General features: G+C 74.0%; 12 protein-coding genes, 1 tRNA gene, 1 pseudogene and 1 riboswitch. Of the genes and pseudogenes, 9 read left to right on the top strand and 5 right to left on the bottom strand.

Annotation, left to right across the window (positions count from 1 at the left end; genetic code table 11):
• Positions 1 to 288: 288 nt before the first annotated feature.
• Together ACIP4X_RS19405 and ACIP4X_RS19400 are read right to left on the bottom strand one after the other, a co-directional pair.
• Positions 289 to 498 carry a hypothetical protein gene (locus ACIP4X_RS19405; RefSeq protein WP_358732416.1) on the bottom strand — a complete coding sequence of 70 codons (210 nt, stop codon included), beginning with the start codon at positions 496 to 498 and terminating at the stop codon, positions 289 to 291.
• A 639-nt stretch (positions 499 to 1,137) separates the two neighbouring features.
• Complete coding sequence (locus ACIP4X_RS19400; protein ID WP_358732414.1) at positions 1,138 to 2,385, bottom strand: PP2C family protein-serine/threonine phosphatase; 1,248 nt, start codon at positions 2,383 to 2,385, stop codon at positions 1,138 to 1,140.
• 287 nt (positions 2,386 to 2,672) lie between these two features.
• On the opposite strand from ACIP4X_RS19400, the gene ACIP4X_RS19395 reads away from it, so the two are divergent.
• Positions 2,673 to 3,485 carry an SAM-dependent methyltransferase gene (locus tag ACIP4X_RS19395; protein WP_358732412.1) on the top strand — a complete coding sequence of 271 codons (813 nt, stop codon included), beginning with the start codon at positions 2,673 to 2,675 and terminating at the stop codon, positions 3,483 to 3,485.
• 64 nt (positions 3,486 to 3,549) lie between these two features.
• On the opposite strand, the gene ACIP4X_RS19390 is transcribed toward ACIP4X_RS19395, so the two are convergent.
• Positions 3,550 to 5,658: an NlpC/P60 family protein gene (locus ACIP4X_RS19390; RefSeq protein ID WP_401349593.1), complete on the bottom strand. Its 2,109-nt coding sequence runs from the start codon at positions 5,656 to 5,658 to the stop codon at positions 3,550 to 3,552.
• A gap of 8 nt (positions 5,659 to 5,666) precedes the next feature.
• Positions 5,667 to 5,841, bottom strand: a riboswitch (cyclic di-AMP (ydaO/yuaA leader).
• A 203-nt stretch (positions 5,842 to 6,044) separates the two neighbouring features.
• Between ACIP4X_RS19390 and ACIP4X_RS19385 the strand changes: the two genes are divergently transcribed.
• The 7 genes and pseudogenes from ACIP4X_RS19385 to ACIP4X_RS19355 all read left to right on the top strand — a co-directional run.
• The gene (locus ACIP4X_RS19385) at positions 6,045 to 6,788 is read left to right on the top strand and encodes a response regulator transcription factor (protein WP_358732409.1); all 744 of its coding nucleotides are present in this window, start codon (positions 6,045 to 6,047) and stop codon (positions 6,786 to 6,788) included.
• Positions 6,789 to 6,790: 2 nt separating this feature from the next.
• Positions 6,791 to 7,903: a sensor histidine kinase gene (locus ACIP4X_RS19380; protein ID WP_401349591.1), complete on the top strand. Its 1,113-nt coding sequence runs from the start codon at positions 6,791 to 6,793 to the stop codon at positions 7,901 to 7,903.
• 61 nt (positions 7,904 to 7,964) lie between these two features.
• Positions 7,965 to 8,708, top strand: a complete 744-nt coding sequence (locus ACIP4X_RS19375) for an SOS response-associated peptidase (RefSeq protein ID WP_401349588.1) — start codon at positions 7,965 to 7,967, stop codon at positions 8,706 to 8,708.
• Between the two features lie 243 nt (positions 8,709 to 8,951).
• Entirely contained in the window at positions 8,952 to 10,064 is a 1,113-nt protein-coding gene (locus ACIP4X_RS19370) for an AI-2E family transporter (protein WP_401349585.1), read from the top strand.
• Positions 10,065 to 10,159: 95 nt separating this feature from the next.
• Positions 10,160 to 10,573 carry an SRPBCC family protein gene (locus ACIP4X_RS19365; RefSeq protein WP_401349582.1) on the top strand — a complete coding sequence of 138 codons (414 nt, stop codon included), beginning with the start codon at positions 10,160 to 10,162 and terminating at the stop codon, positions 10,571 to 10,573.
• 291 nt (positions 10,574 to 10,864) lie between these two features.
• On the top strand, positions 10,865 to 12,280 hold the full coding sequence (gene selA / locus ACIP4X_RS19360) for an L-seryl-tRNA(Sec) selenium transferase (RefSeq protein WP_401349579.1): 1,416 nt from the start codon (positions 10,865 to 10,867) through the stop codon (positions 12,278 to 12,280).
• A 10-nt stretch (positions 12,281 to 12,290) separates the two neighbouring features.
• Positions 12,291 to 14,039, top strand: a pseudogene (locus ACIP4X_RS19355) (SelB C-terminal domain-containing protein); the annotation flags it as partial.
• Positions 14,040 to 14,077: 38 nt separating this feature from the next.
• Here ACIP4X_RS19355 and ACIP4X_RS19350 read toward each other — a convergent pair.
• Positions 14,078 to 14,170, bottom strand: a tRNA-Sec gene (locus ACIP4X_RS19350).
• A 109-nt stretch (positions 14,171 to 14,279) separates the two neighbouring features.
• Between ACIP4X_RS19350 and selD the strand changes: the two genes are divergently transcribed.
• The gene (selD, locus tag ACIP4X_RS19345; RefSeq protein ID WP_401349576.1) at positions 14,280 to 15,302 is read left to right on the top strand and encodes a selenide, water dikinase SelD; all 1,023 of its coding nucleotides are present in this window, start codon (positions 14,280 to 14,282) and stop codon (positions 15,300 to 15,302) included.
• A 19-nt stretch (positions 15,303 to 15,321) separates the two neighbouring features.
• Here selD and fdh read toward each other — a convergent pair whose 3' ends face one another.
• Entirely contained in the window at positions 15,322 to 18,582 is a 3,261-nt protein-coding gene (gene fdh / locus ACIP4X_RS19340) for a formate dehydrogenase (protein WP_391455375.1), read from the bottom strand.
• Positions 18,583 to 18,597 lie beyond the last annotated feature (15 nt).

Here is an 18,597-nt window from a genome sequence, read left to right as displayed (position 1 = left end):
GCGACGCCGCGTCCGCACGGTCCGTCGTGCACGCGGAGACGGACAGAAGTACCGCGGCACAGGCGACGCCCAGCGCCGTAAGGTTTCGGCAAGACATATCAGTTCTCCGAGACGGCCCGGCCGACGTGATGCGGCGTGTGGATGATGACCTCGCGTGTGCTGTCCGGCCGGCAGCTGTCGAGATCATGTCAGCGCGTCGAGGTGATCCACCAGCCTTCCGCGTCTTTTCTGAGCAAGACCTGAGCCGGGCCGGTCAACCAGCACCCCGCCCGGCTCCACGGGCGGGGGTCAGGTCAGGGCCATCATGAGGGCGGCAGCCACGGTGAGGGCCGCCAGCGGCAGCATGATCGGGCGTGCCCGTTCCCACCAGGCGGGCCAGTCGTCGGTCCAGTGCCAGAGGCGGCCGACGCGGAGCCCCGCGTCCGGAACGGTCAGGGCCCGGCCGGAGCCGAGCAGCGAGCGGCACCAGGGGCATTCGGCGTCCTCCCACGCTTCCATGCCGCGCTCAACGACACCCCCGGGGCCGGGCAACGCCCACGCCCACCATCGTGATCCCGCCGTCACCGAGCCGTGAGCAAGCGGTGCCCCCCGCGGTCCGGGCCGGGCCCCGGGGAACGGCCCGGCCCCCTCTCCGCCCGGACTCACAGACCCGGCAGCCCACGTGGCACGGGCACCGCCGGAACCGCGGGAACCACTCGCGCCGCCGCTTCCGGCGGCCTCTCCCCGGAGCCGACGCCCCAGGGCCGGAGCAACGGCGTACCGGTTTCCCGCCCGGCGGACGCCACGGCCGGGGCCGGCGGGCCGGCGTCCGCGAAGGACGCCCACTGGACCGGCGGCGGTTCGGGCGCGCGCAGCTCGCCGACGCGCGGTGGCGCCGGGTCCGAGGCGCGGGGCGGTGAGTGGACCGGTGACGGATCCGAAAGTCCGCTGGTCAGTTCCGCGTAGGGCCGTTCCGCGGTGAGGTGGCCGAGCGAGCGCGGCACGGCCCCAGAAGTGCTCTCCATGCCGGAGCAAACGGCGCTCACACGGCCCGCGTACGCCTCATGCCGCACTCCCTCACCACATCAGGTGAGGACATCGCTCGAACGGCCGCCTCCGCTCATGCGACAAGCAGCCCAGTGCACCCTCCGGCCCCCGTCAGTTCTTCCCGGGGGTCAGCTCGGCGAGCAGCAGCGTCCGGTCGTCCGTCACGTCGTCGGCGCCGTCGTGACCGGAGCCGGCCAGCAGCCGCCGGCACAGCGACGGCAGCGCGTCCGGGTGGCCGGCGTCCGGTATGTCGTCGGCCCCGGCGTCCAGGGCGCGGGCGAGGCGGGCGATGCCCTGGTCGATGTCATGGGTACGGGACTCCACCAGACCGTCGCTGTAGAGCAGCAGCAGGGTCGGTTCGGACAGGTGCAGCACGGTCGGCTCGTAGGGGCCCGTGGCCAGTCCCAGGGGGAGTCCGGCGGAGGCGAGGGTCACCGGCGCCGCCGGGCGGCCGGGACCGCGGATCAGGGGCGGCGGATGGCCGGCGCCGACGAACGTGCAGGTGTGCAGTTCCGCGTCCCACTCCGCGTAGATGCAGGTGGCGAAGGAGGCGCCGGGCGTGGTGCCGGCGACGGCGTCCAGCCGGTCCATCAGCTCGGCCGGCGGGATGTCGAGCGCCGCGAGGGCGCGGACGGCGGTCCGCAGCTGGATCATGGCCACGGCGGACTCCGGTCCGTGCCCCATGGCGTCGCCCACGATCATGGCCAGCCGCCCGTCCCCTCGGGGCAGCACGTCGTACCAGTCGCCGCCGATGACGTTGTCCTGCCCGGCCGGCCGGTAGCCGTGCGCGACCCGGCAGCTCTCGAAGGCCTGTCCGGTCTCCGGGAGCAGACTGTGGCGGATGGCCAGCGCCGTGCGGCGCTCGCGTTCGTAGCGGCGCGCGTTGTCGAGGGCGACACAGGCCCGGGCGCCGAGCGACTCCACCGCCACCGCCTCGCCGCGCGTGAACGGCTCCTTGCCAGGACCGCGCGTGCAGGCGATGAAACCGACCGCGGCGCCGCGCAGCCGCAGCGGGACGATGAGGAACCCTGCGCTGTGCAGCAGGGCGTCCACGCCCGCGTCGTCCGGGTCGGTGCCGCGCAGCCGCTCGAAGGTGTGCCGGTCGACGCCGTCGAGCAACTGGGTCTGCCCGGTCGCCACGGCACGCGCGTACGGCGTGTGGCGGGGGAAGACCAGCACCTCCCCGACCGGCAGCAGATGCTCCCAGTCCTCCGAGCTGTCCGACCCTATGCGCAGGGCGAGCCGGCGCGCCTCGATCTGTGGCGGGTCGGCCGCCGTGCGCGAGTTCTCCTCCAGCAGCCAGCGCTGGAGCAGGTACACCGAGGCCGCGTCGCAGAAACTCGGCGCGAGCCCGTGCACGACATGACGGCCGGTCAGGTGCAGGTCCAGCTCCGAGCCGATGGCGTCGGCCGCGGGGGAGAAGTGCGAACGGCGGCGGAGCGGCGCTGTGGGGGGTGGGTCATCGGGGTGGCCGCGTTCTGTGTTCCGCAGGATCGTGTGCCTTCCGGGTGGGGCCGGTGGGCCGGAGGTCCGGTGGGGGCGGGGACGGACGGGCCGGTCGGACCGGTCGGGCGGTACGGCGTGGTATGCCGCTGGCAACTATATGATGCACAGTCAAGGTCATTTAAGAGTAGGGGAGTTGGCGAATGCGGGACGGAGACGGGCTGCCCCGGGGCGTCGATCCGGGCAAGGCCAGCGTGGCCCGGATGTACGACGCCATGCTGGGCGGCGAGCACAACTTCGCCATAGACCGGGAGGCGGTGGCCGCCTTCACGGCGATCGATCCCCAGGTGCGCACCCTGGCCCGCGCCAACCGTGCCTTCCTCGGCCGTGCCGTGCGGTTCCTGGTGGACGCCGGGGTGCGCCAGTTCATCGACCTCGGCTCCGGGATCCCCACCCAGGGCAATGTGCACGAGGTCGCCCAGGCCGCCAGTCCCGGCGCCAAGGTGGTGTACGTCGACAACGACCCGGTCGCGGTCGCGCACAGCGAGGCCCTGCTCGCCGACAACCCGGATGCGGCGATCGTGGCCGCCGACATCCGTGATCCCGCGGGGATACTCTCCGCGCCGCAGGTGCGCAAGCTCATCGACTTCGACGAGCCCGTCGCCGTCCTGATGATCACGATCCTGCACTTCGTCACCCCGCAGGAGGACCCCGGCGGGATCGTGGCCGCCTTCCGGGACGCGCTGCCCGCGGGCAGCTGGCTGGCCCTGACCCACGCCACGGACGAGGACCGCCCGGACACGGCGGCGGCGGTCGGGCAGCTGTACCGGGACCGGGCGACCTCGCCGGTCACGGCACGCTCCCACGACGAGATCGAGTCCCTCTTCCACGGCTTCGACCTGGCGCAGCCGGGGCTGGTCTACGTCCCGCTGTGGCGCCCGGACCGGGAGGAGGAGGTCCCGGAGGACCCGTCCCAGTTCTGGGTGTACGCCGGGGTGGGCCGCAAGGACGTGTGAACGCCGGGCGGGGAGGTCCGGGTGAGGCCGTGGCGGTCACCCGGACCTCCCCGCCCGTGACGGCTCAGGCCGGCCGTATCGCGCTGTGGATGGCCTGCGGGCCCGCGAAGAAGATCGACTCCTCCTGTATCGATGCACCCGGACTCGGGGCGTGGATCATGGTGCCGTTGCCCGTGTACAGGCCCACGTGGCTGACCTCGCCGTAGAAGAAGATCAGATCCCCCGGCTGCAGTGCGGCGAGCTCGATCGCCGCGCCGGAGCCGGCCTGTTCATGGGTGGTACGGGGCAGGGCCACGTCCGAGGCCCGCCAGGCGGCCTGGGTCAGGCTCGAGCAGTCGTAGGAGCCCGGACCGGTGGCTCCCCACACGCAGGGCTTGCCGATCTGCGCGCGGGCGAAGGCCAGTGCCTTGGCGGCCTTCCGCTCATAGGCGGAGGCCGGGCTCTCGGCTACGGCGGGGCCGGGGGCGGCTCCCGCCCCGCCCGCCGCTCCAGGAACGCCCGCGGAGCCAGGGACCCCCGCCTGGCTGGCGTCGAAGAGCGAGTTGCCGTCCAGCGGCGGGGTCGTGTCGAAGAGTCCGGTGGCGTGCTGCTGCCACTGCGCCGCCTCCGGCTGAGGCGCGGGCGCGGCGGGCGGCGGCGTGCTCTGCCGCGCGGCGTGCCGGGCCAGCATCTCGCCGGCCTGGGCGAGCTTGTTCCGCATCCGCTCCTTGGGGGCCCGCCGCACCCCGACGGCCTGCCGACGCCGCCCTGCCCCGCCCTCGTTCGCGAACGGCGCGACGGGCCCGGCGGGCGGCGCCCCCACATCCTGGCTCCCAGCCTCCACGGCCCCACCGGAGAACGCGCCCAGGCTGCCGACGGAGGGCGCCGCCTGCAGGGCGCCGGCGAGAGGGGCCTGCATGGCTCCGCCCGGTGGCGGCTGCATGGCGCGGTCGGGGAGCACGGTCATGGCACCGGTGGTCGGGGCTTCCATGGCCCCTGTGGGGGGCGCGCCCAGGCCCCCGGTGGGGGGCGGCTGCATGGTGGGGTTGGGGAGCACCCCCATGGTGCCGGTGGCGGGCGCGCCGCCGGTGGGCGGTGCCTGCATGGAGCGGTTCGGCAGCACCCCCATGGTGCCGGTCGACGGCGCTTCCATGGCTGTTGGCGGGAGCACCCCCGTGGTTCCGTCCTGAAGCACCCCCATGGTCCCGGTGGGCGGTGGCTGCATGGTGCGGTGGGGGAGTACGGCCATGGCGCCGGTCGTCGCGGCTTCCACGACGCCGGTGGCGGGCGCGCCGGTGGTCATGTTCGGGAGCGCGCTCAGGCTGCCGGTGGGGGGTGCCTGCATGGTGGGGTTGGGGAGCACCCCCATGGTGCCGGTCGCCGGCTGCATGACGCCGTCGGGAAGCGCGCCCATGGCGCCGGTGGGCGGCTGCATGAGGGCATTGGGCAGCACCCCCATGGTGCCGGTGGCGGGCGCGCCGCCGGTTGCGTTCGGGAGCGTGCCCAGGCTGCCGGTCGACGGCGGCTGCATGGTGCGGTGGGGGAGCACTCCCACGGTGCCGGTGGTCGGGGCCTCCATGGTGCCGGTGGTTGTGTTCGGGAGCGCGTTCATGGTGCCTGTGGGGGGCGGCTGCATGGAGCGGTTGGAGAGTGCCCCCATGGTGCCGGTGGCCGGCTGTACGGCCGCGCCCATGGTGCCGGTGGGTGGTTGCATGGGGCGGGCGGTCAGTTCCGGTACGGGTGAGGCGGCGGCGGGCAGCTCCGGGGTGGTCCGGGCCGCGGCCGGCAGTTCGGGGGCCGGGGCCGCCGGGCCGGCGGGCAGCTCCGGCCGAGGTGCCCGGCCCGCTTCGAGGGCGAGCCCCTCGCGGGCATCCGCCGGACGCCCGCCCCGCGCCGCGGCGGGGGAGTCGGCCGGTTTCGGCATACGGTCCGGCGGCAGAACCGCCGGTGCGATCGGCCCCAACTGGGCGCGCCCCGCGTCGAACCACTTCCGGGTCACCCGGTCCACCGCCGGATCGGAGCCCCCGGAACGGCCCCAGTCGGCCGAACCCCGTCGCGTACGAGCGATGTTGTTCATCGCCCGCGTGGCGTTGAAGTTCCCCGTGGCGTTCTCCGCCCGGTCGTAGAGGCTGCTGATCCGCTGCTGGACCTCGGCGCGGCTCGGCCTGTCCTCGCTCGGTCGTTCCGGCGTCAAGAAGGACGCACCCCTCCCATGGGCCGCCTACCGGTTCAGCTCTCGGCATCGGGCGGACGTTCTGTGGAAGGCGTGCCCCGCGGCCCTTGTCCCGAGGGACAGTTGGGCCGCTTCACCCCGAGGTTGGTCGGTTCCCCGGCTCCGGCCGCTGCGGGTGCGTACCGGACTCGGCGGAGGTCGCACGATCCGACGCGACTCGCCGGAGGCAATCGTGCGGCCTGATCGTCAACTTAGCGAACATGTGTACCCGGTGTGAAGATTGAAGTGCGGAATGTCCGATACGTATTCGTGACCTTCCCGTGAGCTGCCTCACGTCCGGACGCCGAAGGCCGGGGAGTGCCCCCTGGAGGGCGGCGCGCACGCAGGCGCGGTGTCAGGCTGGAGGCATGCAGGAGTCGTACGAATCCAGGGACGCCGGGTCCGGCGGGCGGCGGCCGGAGGCGGCGCGGGTGCTGGTCGTCGAGGACGACACCACGGTCGCCGAGATCGTCTCCGGCTACCTGGACCGCGCGGGCCACGTCGTCGACCGCGCCGCGGACGGTCCGGCCGCGCTCGCCCGGGCCGCCGCCCACTGGCCGGACCTGGTCGTGCTCGACCTGATGCTGCCCGGCATGGACGGCCTGGAGGTGTGCCGCCGGATACGCGGGCGGGGCCCGGTGCCGGTCATCATGCTCACGGCCCGCGGCGACGAGGAGGACCGCATCCTGGGTCTGGAGGTCGGCGCCGACGACTACGTCACCAAGCCGTTCAGCTCCCGCGAACTCGTCCTGCGGGTGGAGTCGGTGCTGCGGCGCACCCGCCCCGCGACCGCGCCGCCACCGCTCGCAGCCGCCGGACTCGCCCTGGACCCGGCAGGCCGCCGCGCCACCAGGAACGGTACCGAACTCGCGCTCACCCTCCGCGAGTTCGACCTGCTTGCCTTCTTCCTGCGCCACCCCGGCAGGGTGTTCGGCCGCGAGGACCTGATGCGGGAGGTGTGGGGCTGGGACTTCGGCGACCTGTCCACGGTCACCGTCCACGTCCGGCGGCTGCGCGGCAAGGTCGAGGACGACCCGGCCCGGCCCCGCCTCATCCAGACCGTGTGGGGTGTCGGCTACCGCTTCGACCCCACCGGACACGAGGGGAGTTGACGGTGCGCGAGCCCCTGTTCATCGCCCTGTACGCCTTCCTCGGCGCCGCCGTGGCCGGACTGGCCGGGGCGGGCGCGCTGCGGCTGATCCGGCGGCGCTCGCTGACGGCCTCGCTCGCCGTGGTCGCCGCCGTGGCGGTGGGCGCGATGCTGGCCGGCACCCTGGCCGTGGCCCAGGCGATGTTCCTGTCCCCGCACGACCTGTCCGTCGTCACCACCGTGGTGGCGATGGCGGCGGTGGTGTCCCTGGCCACCGCGCTGCTCCTGGGCCGCTGGGTCGTGGCCCGCAGCCGCGAGCTCGCCCGCGCGGCCCGCGCGCTCGGCGACGGCGGCGACTTCGCCGCGCCCCACGGCCCGGCGACCGCCGAATTGGAGTATCTGAGCCGCGAGTTGGCGGCCACCAGCGCCCGGCTCGCCGAGTCCAGGGAGCGGGAGCGCGCCCTGGAGTCCTCCCGCCGGGAACTCGTCGCCTGGATCTCCCACGACCTGCGCACCCCGCTCGCCGGACTGCGGGCCATGTCCGAGGCGCTGGAGGACGGGGTGGCCGCCGACCCGGACCGCTACCTGCGGCAGATCCGCACCGAGGTGGAGCACCTCGACGCCATGGTGGGCGACCTGTTCGAGCTGTCCCGCATCCACGCCGGCTCCCTCGCCCTCACCCGCTCCCGGATCTCCGTGTACGACCTGGTCGGCGACGCGCTCGCCGGGGCGGATCCGCTGGCGAAGGAACTCGGCGTCCGTCTCGTGGCCGGCCACGTCGAGCCGGTGCCGGTCGAGGTGGACGCCGAGGAGATGAACCGCGTACTGGGCAACCTGCTGGTCAACGCGATCCGCCGCACCCCCGCCGACGGCACGGTCGCGGTCGCCGCCGCACGCGCCCCCGGCGGTGTCGTCCTGTCCGTCACGGACGGCTGCGGCGGCATCCCCGAGGCGGACCTCGCGCGCGTCTTCGACACCGGCTGGCGCGGCACCCACTCCCGCACACCGCCCGCGGGAGCCGGCCTGGGCCTGGCCATCGTCCGCGGCATCGTCGAGGCGCACCAGGGCCGGGCCGCCGTACGCAACATCCCGGGCGGCTGCCGCTTCGAGATGACCCTGCCGGCCCCCGAGCGCTGACCCCACCGGCGGGCGTGAGGCGCTCCCGCTCCCCGCCGTGCCACCGTGGCACCCTGGCCCCATGTGCGGTCGCTACGTCTCCACCCGAGGTCCGCAGGACCTGGTCCGGCACTTCCGGGTCACCGAGTGGCGCCCCGAGGAGGCGCTCGCGCCGAACTGGAACGTCGCCCCGACCGACGAGGTGTGGGCCGTCCTCGAACGGGCCCCGCGCGAGGACCGCACCCCGGCCGCCGTCCGCAGGGAGCTGCGGCCGCTGCGGTGGGGGCTGGTCCCGTCCTGGGCGAAGGACGTGAAGGCGGGCGCCCGGATGATCAACGCCCGAGTGGAGACCGTGCACGAGAAGCCGGCCTTCCGCCGCGCCTTCGTCAGGCACCGCTGCCTGCTGCCCGCCGACGGCTTCTACGAATGGCAGCAGATCAAGTCCCCCGACACCGGCAGGACCCGCAAGCAGCCCTACTACATCAGCCCCGAGAACGGTGAGCTGATGGCGCTCGCCGGCCTGTACGCGTACTGGCGCGACCCGCACGTGGCACGGGACGACGACCCCGCCGCCTGGCTGACCACGTGCACCGTCATCACCACCGAGGCCACCGACGAGGCCGGCCGCGTCCACCCCCGGATGCCGCTGGCCCTCACCCCGGACCACTACGACGCCTGGCTCGACCCCCGCCATCAGGACCCCGGCGAACTGCGGGCGCTGCTGAGTCCCCCGGCGGGCGGCAGGCTCGGCGCCCGGCCCGTCTCCCCGGCCGTCAACAACGTGCGCAACAACGGCCCCGAACTGCTGGAGGAGACGACGCCGTGACGGGCCGGACCACCCCGGTCCACCCGCGCGGCACCGCGCGCCGTACGGGCACCCGTTCCCCCCGATGCCCCCGATGACCGCCCACCCGGCCGAACTGCACCCCGGCCCCCGCCCGCCCTGACCTTACGGTGCTCAAGAGGGCTCAGGAGGTTCGAGAGGAGCCCAGGACGAAGGGGAGACGCGGTGGCTGCTGCGGGTGCTCCGGCGGGCGGGCCGGGCCGCGGGCCCCGGCCGGTCCGCCGCGTGTCCGGCAGCCGCCCGGCGGGCTCCGTACGCCTCCCGCCGCACGCCCGGACCGTTCCGGTGGCCCAGAGGGCCGAGAGCACCGTCCCCTGGCTGCGGGTCGCCGCCGCCTACGCCTGGCGCCTCATCCTCGTCGGCATCGTCGTCTACGGCGTCTTCACCGTCCTCGGCCGCTTCCAGCTCATCGCCGTGGCCCTGTTCCTCGGCCTGGTCATCACCACGATCCTGCGGCCCCTCACCGACCTGCTGAACCGCTTCCTGCCCAGGGCGCTGTGCGTCGCCGTCGCCCTGGTGGGCAGCATCCTGTTCCTGTCCGCCCTGCTGGCTTTCGTCGGCAACACGGTGGCGGGGGAGTCGGCGAAGCTCGCGGGCGAGTTCGGCGGCGGCATCCACAGGATCGAGGAGTGGCTCCAGCGCCCGCCGTTCCGGCTCAGCCGGGGCAAACTGGCCGACCTGCAGAAGCAGATCCTGGCCTACCTGTCCGCCCACCGCGCCGGGCTCCTCAGCAGCGCGCTCAGCGGCTTCGGCAGGCTCGTCGAACTGGTCACCGGCGGTGCCCTCGCGGTCTTCTCCTCCGTCTTCTTCATCCACTCCGGCGAGAAGCTCTGGCGGTGGGCGCGCGACCAGCTCCTGCCCGGCCGGGCCCGGCCGGTGTGGGACCGGGCCGGGTACGCCGCCTGGCGGACGTTCGCCGGATACACGCGCGGCATCATCATCGTGGCGGCCACCAACGCCGCCCTCGTCGGAATCGTCCTGTCGGTGCTGCGCGTACCGCTCGCGCTGCCGCTGACGCTGCTGGTGTTCTTCGCGACGTTCGTGCCGCTCGTGGGCTCACCGGTCGCGCTGGCCGTGGCCACGGTGGTCGCCCTCGCGGCGCGTGGCCCGCTCACCGCGCTGGCCGTGCTCGCCCTCATCGTCGTCATCGGCCAGCTCGAAGGACACGTCCTGCACCCTGTGGTCATGAGCTGGGCGGTGCGCCTGCACCCGCTCGTCGTCGGCGTCTCCGTCATCGCGGGCGGCATCGTCGCGGGCGTGGTCGGCGCCGTGGTGGCCGTACCGTTCGTCTCCGTCACCTGGGCGGTGCTGCGCGCACTGTGGCCCGCCCCGCCCTGACGTCCCGCCCCCGTTTCCGCCACGGGGGCTTTTCGGCCCTGGCAGGAGGGGCACGCGTCCGTGGTACGACCCCCGAGCGGAGGAACGGTGCCGTCATGGCCGAGTACGAACGTTCACGCACGATGCCCGCTCTGCCCGAGCAGGTCTTCGAGCAGGCCGCCGACGTCGGCCGGTTCGACGCCTGGCTGCCCGGCGAACTGCACGTGCACGTGGAGCAGCCCCCTGCCGTCACGGTGCACGAGGACCAGACGGACCGGGACACCGCCGCCCAGCTGCGTGCCGAACGCGACCAGATGCGCATCGAGTGGGGCACCCGCGAGCAGGGCGGCTACGCGGGCTGGCTCCAGGTCGCGGGCCTCGGCAGCGGGGCCAGTGAGGTGACCGTCCACCTGTCGTTCTTCGACGACCGCCACGATCCGGGCGAGCGCGCCGCCCGCGACGCCCTCGACAGCAGCCTGCGCCGCCTGGAGGAGCAGGTACGGCTGCGCACCGACCGCACGGGCGGCTGACCGCCACGCTCCGGACCAACCCTCAACACGCCGCGGTGTGCGATCCCATGACGGGACCGCACACCGTGCCGTCACCGGGCCGAATCAGCTTGCGCGGCGGACGGGGGCGAGGCGGACGCGTCGCCCGGTCGCGGCCGGGTACCCGAACGGCCGCCCGAAGGGCGCGGCCGGGCGGCGGATGCGCGGAAGCCCGACCTGCCGTACGGCGTGTCGAGCGGACGGCCGCGGGCACTGGGGGACCATGGGCGGGCGTTGACACCCGCGAGGTCGGTCTGCGGACGGAGAGGCCAGGTGGAGCAGCAGGTCACGGGGCGGCGAGCGGGCCAGGAGACCGGTACGGACGCCCCCGGCGCCGAGGCGACCGGTCGGGTCGCGACCGGTCGCGACCCGACCGGTCACGACCGGGCCGTGGGCGATGCCCGGCGGCGGATCCCCCGTACGGACGCCGTCCTGCGGGACGCGCGCCTGGCGGACGCGGCGGCGCGGCTCGGACCGGGCCCGGTGAAGGCCGCCGTCCGGCAGGCACAGGAGCAGGCGCGTCAGGGCGCCGTCGACCCCGAACAGGTGGCGGACACCGCCGTGGCGCTGCTGCCGCGGTCGGCCGGCGGGCTCCGTCCGGTGATCAACGCGACCGGGGTGCTGCTGCACACCAACCTCGGCCGTGCGTCGCTGTCCGCGGCGGCCCGGCAGGCCGTCCAGGACGCCGCGGGACCCACGGACGTCGAACTCGACCTTCGCACCGGCGTCCGGGCCCGTCGGGGCCGTACCGCCCTGGACGCGCTGCGCGGCCGGGTGCCGTCCGCCGCCGCGGCCCACGTCGTCAACAACGGCGCCGCCGCGCTCGTCCTCGCCGCCACCGCGCTCGCCGCGGGCCGCGAGATCGTCATCAGCCGCGGCGAGATGGTGGAGATCGGGGACGGCTTCCGGCTGCCGGACCTGCTGGTCTCCACCGGGGCCCGGCTCCGCGAGGTCGGCACCACGAACCGTACGACCGTCCGGGACTACGCCGACGCGATCGGCCCCGACACCGCGTTCGTCCTGAAGATCCACCCCTCCAACTTCCGCATCACGGGCTTCACCCGGACCGCCGAGGTACGTGATCTGTCGGCGCTGGGCGTGCCGGTGGTGGCCGACATCGGCTCAGGACTGCTCGCCCCGCATCCGCTGCTCCCCGACGAGCCCGACGCCGAGGGCCAGTTGAGGTCCGGCGCGGCCCTGGTGACGGCGAGCGGCGACAAACTGCTCGGCGGCCCCCAGTGCGGGCTGCTCCTCGGCGACGCGGAACTCCTGCGCGTCCTCACCCGGCACCCCCTGGCCCGCGCCCTGCGGGTGGACAAGCTCACCCTGGCCGCGCTGGAGGCGACTCTGACGGGCCCGCGGACCCCGACTGCGGAGTTCCTGACCGCCGACGCCGCCGCGCTCATGCGGCGGGCCGAACGCCTCGCCGCCGAGCTGGGTGCCGCCGGGGTCGAGGACGTCCGGGCCGTCGCCGGGACCGCCACCGTCGGCGGCGGCGGCGCGCCGGGCGTGACGCTGCCCAGCGCCGCGCTGTCCCTGCCCGAGTCGTACGCCGCCGCCCTGCGCACCGGGGAGGTGCCCGTGGTGGGGCGCCTGGAGGCCGGACGGTGCCTGCTGGACCTGCGCGCGGTGCCGCCCGCGGACGACGAACGCCTCGCCGGGGCCGTGCGGTCGGCGGCGGAAAGGTAGGTACCACGCCATGCGAGTGCTGGCCACCGCCGGGCACGTCGACCACGGCAAGTCCGCCCTGGTACGAGCCCTCACCGGAATGGAACCCGACCGCTACGAGGAGGAGCGGCGCCGGGGACTCACCCTCGACCTCGGCTTCGTGTGGACGCCGCCGGACGCCGGGGGCGAACGCCTCGCCTTCGTGGACGTACCGGGCCACGAGCGGTTCGTGGCCACCATGCTGGCCGGAGTCGGACCGGTGCCCGCCGTGCTGTTCGTGGTCGCCGCCGACCAGGGCTGGCAGCCGCAGTCCGAGGAGCACCTCGCCATCCTCGACGCGCTCGGTGTACGGCACGCGGTGCTCGCCGTGACCCGCAGCGACCTGGCCGACCCCGAGCCGGTGCGCGCCGAGGCCGTCAAGCGGCTGGCCCGGACCTCGCTCGGGACCGTGCCCTCGGTCGCGGTGAGCGCGGTGACCGGCGCCGGACTGGACGAACTGCGCACCGAACTGGCCCGAATGGCCCACGCCCTGCCCGTGCCGCCCGCCGACGCGGACGTACGGCTGTGGCTGGACCGCGCCTTCACCGTGCGCGGCCACGGCACCGTCGTGACCGGCACGCTCGGCGCGGGCACCCTGCGCATCGGCGACCGGCTGGTGAGCGGGCCCGGCACGCACACGCTGAGGGTGCGCGGACTCCAGTGCCTGCAGGAGGAGCGGAGCGCCGTCAGCGGGGTGGCGCGGGTCGCCGTCAACGTGCACGGCCCCCTCGCCGGACAACTGCGTCGCGGAAAGGTGCTGTTGGCACCGGACCGCTGGCTGTTCACCGACCGGATCGACGTCCGCGTCACCGGCGAGCCCGTCGGCGACCTGCCCCGGAACGTCACCCTGCACATCGGCACCGCGGCCGTCGCCGTGAACGTCCGCCCCCTCGGCGAGGACACCGCCCGGCTGACCCTGCGCCCTCCACTGCCCCTGCGCGTCGGGGACCGGGCTGTCCTGCGCGAACCCGGTGGCGGGCACAGCCCCTGCGGGGTGACCGTGCTCGACGTGTGCCCGCCGGACCTGACGCGGCGGGGCGCCGGACGGGCCAGGGCCGCCGTACTGGGCACCATGACGGGCCGCCCCGACGGAGCGGAGGAGCTGCGGCGCCGCGGACTCGTCCGCCGCTCCCACCTGCTGGCCATGGGCGTCCCCCCGCCCGCCGAACCGGTCACCGGGGACTGGCTGGCCGACGAGGCCCACTGGGCCCGGCTGCGCGAGCGTCTGGCCGAAGCGGTCGAGGAGCACGCGCGCGCGCGTCCCATGGAACCGGGGCTGCCGGCCGAGGCGGCCCGGCATCTGCTGGGTCTGCCCGACCGGGCGCTGGTGGACGCCCTCGCCGCGGCGCCGGGCGAGCCGCGTCTGCTGCGCCGCGACGGACGCCTGTACCGGCCCGACAGCACCGGACCCACCCTGCCGCCGCCGGTGCGCGCCGCCGTCGACGCGGTACGGCGCGAACTGGAGAAGGCGCCGTTCCGCGCCCCCGAGGCCGACCGCCTCACCGCGCTGGGCCTCGACCGGAAGGCCCTGGCCGCGGCGGTCTCCGCCGGCGCCCTGCTGCGGGTCGGCGAGGGAATCGTCCTGCTCCCCGGAGCGGACGCCGAGGCCACCGCGGCACTCCGCCGCCTGCCCCAGCCCTTCACCCTCAGCGAGGCCCGCAAGGCCCTCGACACCACCCGCAGGGTCGCCGTGCCGCTCCTGGAGTACCTCGACGCCCACGGCGGTACGGAACGAGTGGACGACCAGCACAGACGCTGCCGGCCGGACACGGAGAAGAACGGAGGCGGACGGGAATCGAACCCGCCTGCCCGAGATCCTCGGACACCTCGGTTTTGAAGACCGGGAGGGCCACCAGGCACCCACACGCCTCCACCGGCCGCCAGGCTACCGGAAGGGCGGCCGGGACGGCGTGGGCGCACCGACCGGTCCAGTGGGACCGGGAGATCGCCGGATCACCGAGACAGGAGACAGGAGCCCAGCGTGACCGCCACCCATGAAACCCCCGTACGGCTCACCCAGTTCGCCCACGGCGGCGGCTGTGCCTGCAAGATTCCGCCGGGTGAGCTGGAGGACGTGCTCGGCGGGCTGCCGGCGGTGCTGCCGGACGCGGGGGACACCCCGCTGCTGGTCGGACTGGCCACCGGTGACGACGCGGCCGTCGTGGAGCTGCCGGCGCGGGACGGCGCCGCGCAGGCGGTGGTGTCCACCGCCGACTTCTTCACTCCAGTCGTCGACGACCCCTACGACTGGGGCCGCATCGCCGCGGCCAACGCCCTCTCGGACGTGTACGCGATGGGCGGCCGCCCCGTCCTCGCGGTCAACCTGCTGGCCTGGCCGCGTGACGTGCTGCCCTTCGAGCTGGCCCGCGAGGTGCTGCGCGGCGGTCTCGAGGTCGCCGCCGAGGCCGGCTGCCACGTGGGCGGCGGGCACAGCGTCGACGACCCCGAACCCAAGTACGGCATGGCCGTCACCGGACTGGCCGACCCCGCCCGGCTGCTGCGCAACGACGCCGGCCGGGCCGGGCTGCCCCTGACCCTGACCAAACCGCTCGGCCTGGGAGTGCTGAACAACCGTCACAAGGCCACCGGTGAGCGGTTCGAGCAGGCCGTGGCCACCATGGTGGCCCTCAACCGGGAGGCCTGCGCCGCCGCCCTGGCCGCCGGTGCCACCTGCGCCACCGATGTGACGGGTTTCGGCCTCCTGGGCCATCTGCACAAACTCGCCCGCGCCTCGGGCGTGACGGCGGTGGTCGACACGGCCGCCGTGCCCTACCTGGACGGCGCCCGTGAGGCAGTACGCGACGGCTACGTCAGCGGCGGTACCCGGCGCAACCTGGCCTGGGTGGAGCCGTTCACCGACTTCGGCGACACCGACGCCGACACCCGCCTCCTGCTCGCCGACGCGCAGACCTCCGGCGGCCTCCTGATCGCCGGGGAGATCCCCGGCCATCCGGTGATCGGCGAACTCGTCCCGCGCGGAGCCCACTCCGTCGTGCTCAGGTGAGCCCCGCGTCGGCCGCCGGTCAGGGCTGGGTTCCGGTGTGCTCGTCGATGCCCGCCCGCGCCTGGTAGGAGCGGACCAGTTCCACCGCGGCCGGTCCCCTCGGGCGGCGGCCCGGGCGGATGTCGACGCCGAACGCCTTGGCCTCCTGGATGTGGACGTTGGAGTCGAGGGAGAGGTGCAGCAGTTCGTTGGCGGCGTCGCCGGTGCTGTAGCCGTTCGGGCCCCAGTGGTAGGGCAGGCCCACCTGGTGCAGGGTGCGGCCGTGCACGGTCAGCGGCGGCACCCGGTCGGTGACGAGCACCCGTGCCTCGATGACGGCGCGGGCACTGACGATCGTCGCCCAGCCGGTGTGCTCAAGACCGCGCTCGGTGGCCAGCTCCGGCGACACCTCGCAGAAGAACTCCGGTTGCAGCTCGGCCAGATACGGCAGCCAGCGCGACATGCCGCCCGCCGTGTGGTGCTCGGTGAGCCGGTAGGTGGTGGCCACGAACGGGAACACCTCCGACCCCGGCTCGCCGGCGCTGGGCCCGTAGCGGTTGTCCGGGCGCGACCGCGTCACGTACCGCGCCGGATTGCGCTGCTGCCCGTAGAGGAGGTTCGGGAACGGCGACTCCTGCGGCTCGTAGTGCGTGGGCAGCGGCCCGTCCGTGAGCCCGGACGGCGCGTACAGCCAGGCCTTGCCGTCGGCCTGCATCACGAAGGGGTCGACGCCCGACAGGGCCTGGGGGCCGGTCGCGTCCGGCGGCGGCCGGTGGTGCGGCGACTTATCCCTGGCGAAGTCGGCGACGTCGTGGCCGGTCCACCGCGCCTCTTCCTCGTTCCACCACACCAGCGCCTTGCGCTCGCTCCACGGTTTGCCGTCGGGGTCGGCCGAGGCCCGGTTGTACAGGATCCGGCGGTTGGCGGGCCACGCCCAGCCCCACTGGTCCGCGACCCAGCTCTGTTCCCTGCCCGGCTTGCGGCGCGCGGCCTGGTTGACGCCGTCGGCGTACACACCGCAGTAGATCCAGCAGCCGCACGCGGTGGAACCGTCCGGGTTCAGCTGCTCGTAGGACGCCAGCGGGCGGCCCTCGGCGTCGGACCCGTTGATCTCGGCGAGCACCGCCTCCGCCTCGGGCTCGGCGGTCTCGCCCTTCGTGGGGTAGTCCCACGTCAGGTCGAGCACCGGCCGGTCCATCGGGTCGGCCGACCCGGCGAGCTTGCGCCGGATGATCCGGCCGAGGTGGAAGGTGAACCACAGGTCGCTGCGTGCCTCGCCGGGCGGTTCGACGGCCTGGTGGTGCCACTGCAGCAGCCGCTGCGTGTTGGTGAAACTGCCGTCCTTCTCGGTGTGGGCGGCGGCCGGCAGGAAGAACACCTCGGTGCGGATGTCCTCCGTGCGCATCTCGCCGGTCTCGATCTCCGGGCCGTCCTTCCACCAGGTGGCCGACTCGATGAGGGAGAAGTCGCGTACCACCAGCCAGTCCAGGTTGGCCATGCCCAGCCGCTGCGACTTGGCGTTGGCGGAGCCCACCGCGGGGTTCTCTCCCAGCAGGAAGTAGCCCTTGCAGACGCCTTCCATCTGGGCCGTCACCGTCTCGTAGGTGGAATGGGAGCCCGTGAGCCGCGGCAGGTAGTCGAAGCAGAAGTCGTTGTCGGGCGTCGCCGCCTCACCCCAGTACGCCTTGAGCAGGCTCACCAGGTAGGAACGCATGTTGCCCCAGTAGCCGTTGCGCGCCGCCTCGCCCTGGACGAAGGAGTCCAGGTCGTCGTTCAGGTGGGCGTGCGGCATCGGGATATAGCCGGGCAGCAGGTCGAACAGGGTGGGGATGTCTGTCGACCCCTGGATGGAGGCGTGCCCGCGCAGGGCCATGATGCCGCCGCCCGGCCGGCCGATGTTGCCGAGCAGGGTCTGCAGCACGGCGGCGGCGCGGATGTACTGCACCCCCACGGTGTGCTGGGTCCAGCCCACCGCGTAGGCGAACGCCGTGGTCCGGTCCCGGCCGGAGTTCTCCGTCACCAGCTCGCACACCTGCCGGAACAGGTCCTGCGGCACCCCGCAGATCTGCTCCACCATCTCCGGGGTGTAGCGGGCGTAGTGCCGTTTGAGCACCTGGAACACGCACCGCGGGTGGGTCATCGTCTCGTCGCGCTCGGGCCGGCCCTCGCCGATGTCCGCCCCGCCCGCCCCATGGGCCTCGCCGCGCGCCGACTCGCTCACCAGGCTGCGGCGGCCGGTGCGCTTCTCGTACTCCAGGTCGCGCCTGCCGGAGGCCGCCTGCGTCTCCATGCCCTCGTACTGCCAGCTCGCGCTGTCGTACGTGCCGGTGTCGGGGTCGAAGCCGGAGAACACGCCGTCGAGGTCCTCGGTGTCCCGGAAGTCCTCGTTCAGCAGCACGGGCCCGTTGGTGTAGGCCACGACGTAGTCACGGAAGTACTTGTCGTCGCGCAGGACGTAGTTGATGATCCCGCCGAGGAAGGCGATGTCCGAGCCGGCGCGCAGCGGCACGTGCACGTCGGCCAGCGCGCTGGTGCGTGTGAACCGCGGGTCGACGTGGACCAGCTTCGCGCCTCGGGCCTTGGCCTCCATCACCCACTGGAACCCGACCGGATGGCACTCGGCCATGTTCGAGCCCTGGATGACGATGCAGTCCGAGTTCTGCAGGTCCTGCTGGAAGTTGGTCGCGCCGCCGCGGCCGAACGAGGTTCCCAGACTGGGAACGGTGGAGGAGTGTCAAACACGGGCCTGGTTCTCGATCTGGATCGCGCCCAGCGCCGTGAAGAGCTTCTTGATCAGGTAGTTCTCCTCGTTGTCCAGCGTCGCCCCGCCGAGGCTGGCGAAGCCCATCGTGCGCCGGGTGCGGGTGTCGTCGACCTCCCACTGCCAGCCGGCGCGACGGGCCTCGATCACCCGGTCGGCGATCATGTCCATCGCCGTGTCCAGGTCGAGGCGCTCCCACCGGGTGCTGTGCGGGCGCCGGTGGAGGACGTAGTGCTCACGGGCACCGCCCGTGGTGAGCTGAAGGCTGGCCGCGCCCTTGGGGCACAGCCTGCCGCGGGAGATGGGGGAGTCCGGGTCGCCCTCGATCTGGGTGACCCGCTCGTCCTCGACGTAGACGTTCTGGCCGCAGCCGACGGCGCAGTACGGACAGATGGACTTCACCACCCGGTCGGCGGAGGCGACCCGGGGAGTGAGCCGTGCGCTGGGCCCGCTCTTGGCGGCCGCCCCGCGGCCCAGCGGGTCGGTGCCCTTGAGCTGGCGGTAGACCGGCCAGGAGTCGATCCATGTGCGTACACCCATGACAGGGATCCCTTT

The organism is Streptomyces sp. NPDC088817, assembly GCF_044750345.1.
In the GTDB taxonomy this organism is placed as follows: domain Bacteria; phylum Actinomycetota; class Actinomycetes; order Streptomycetales; family Streptomycetaceae; genus Streptomyces.
The sequence above is the reverse complement of the archived record's forward strand: the minus strand, read 5'-3'. Positions and strand labels throughout refer to the sequence as shown.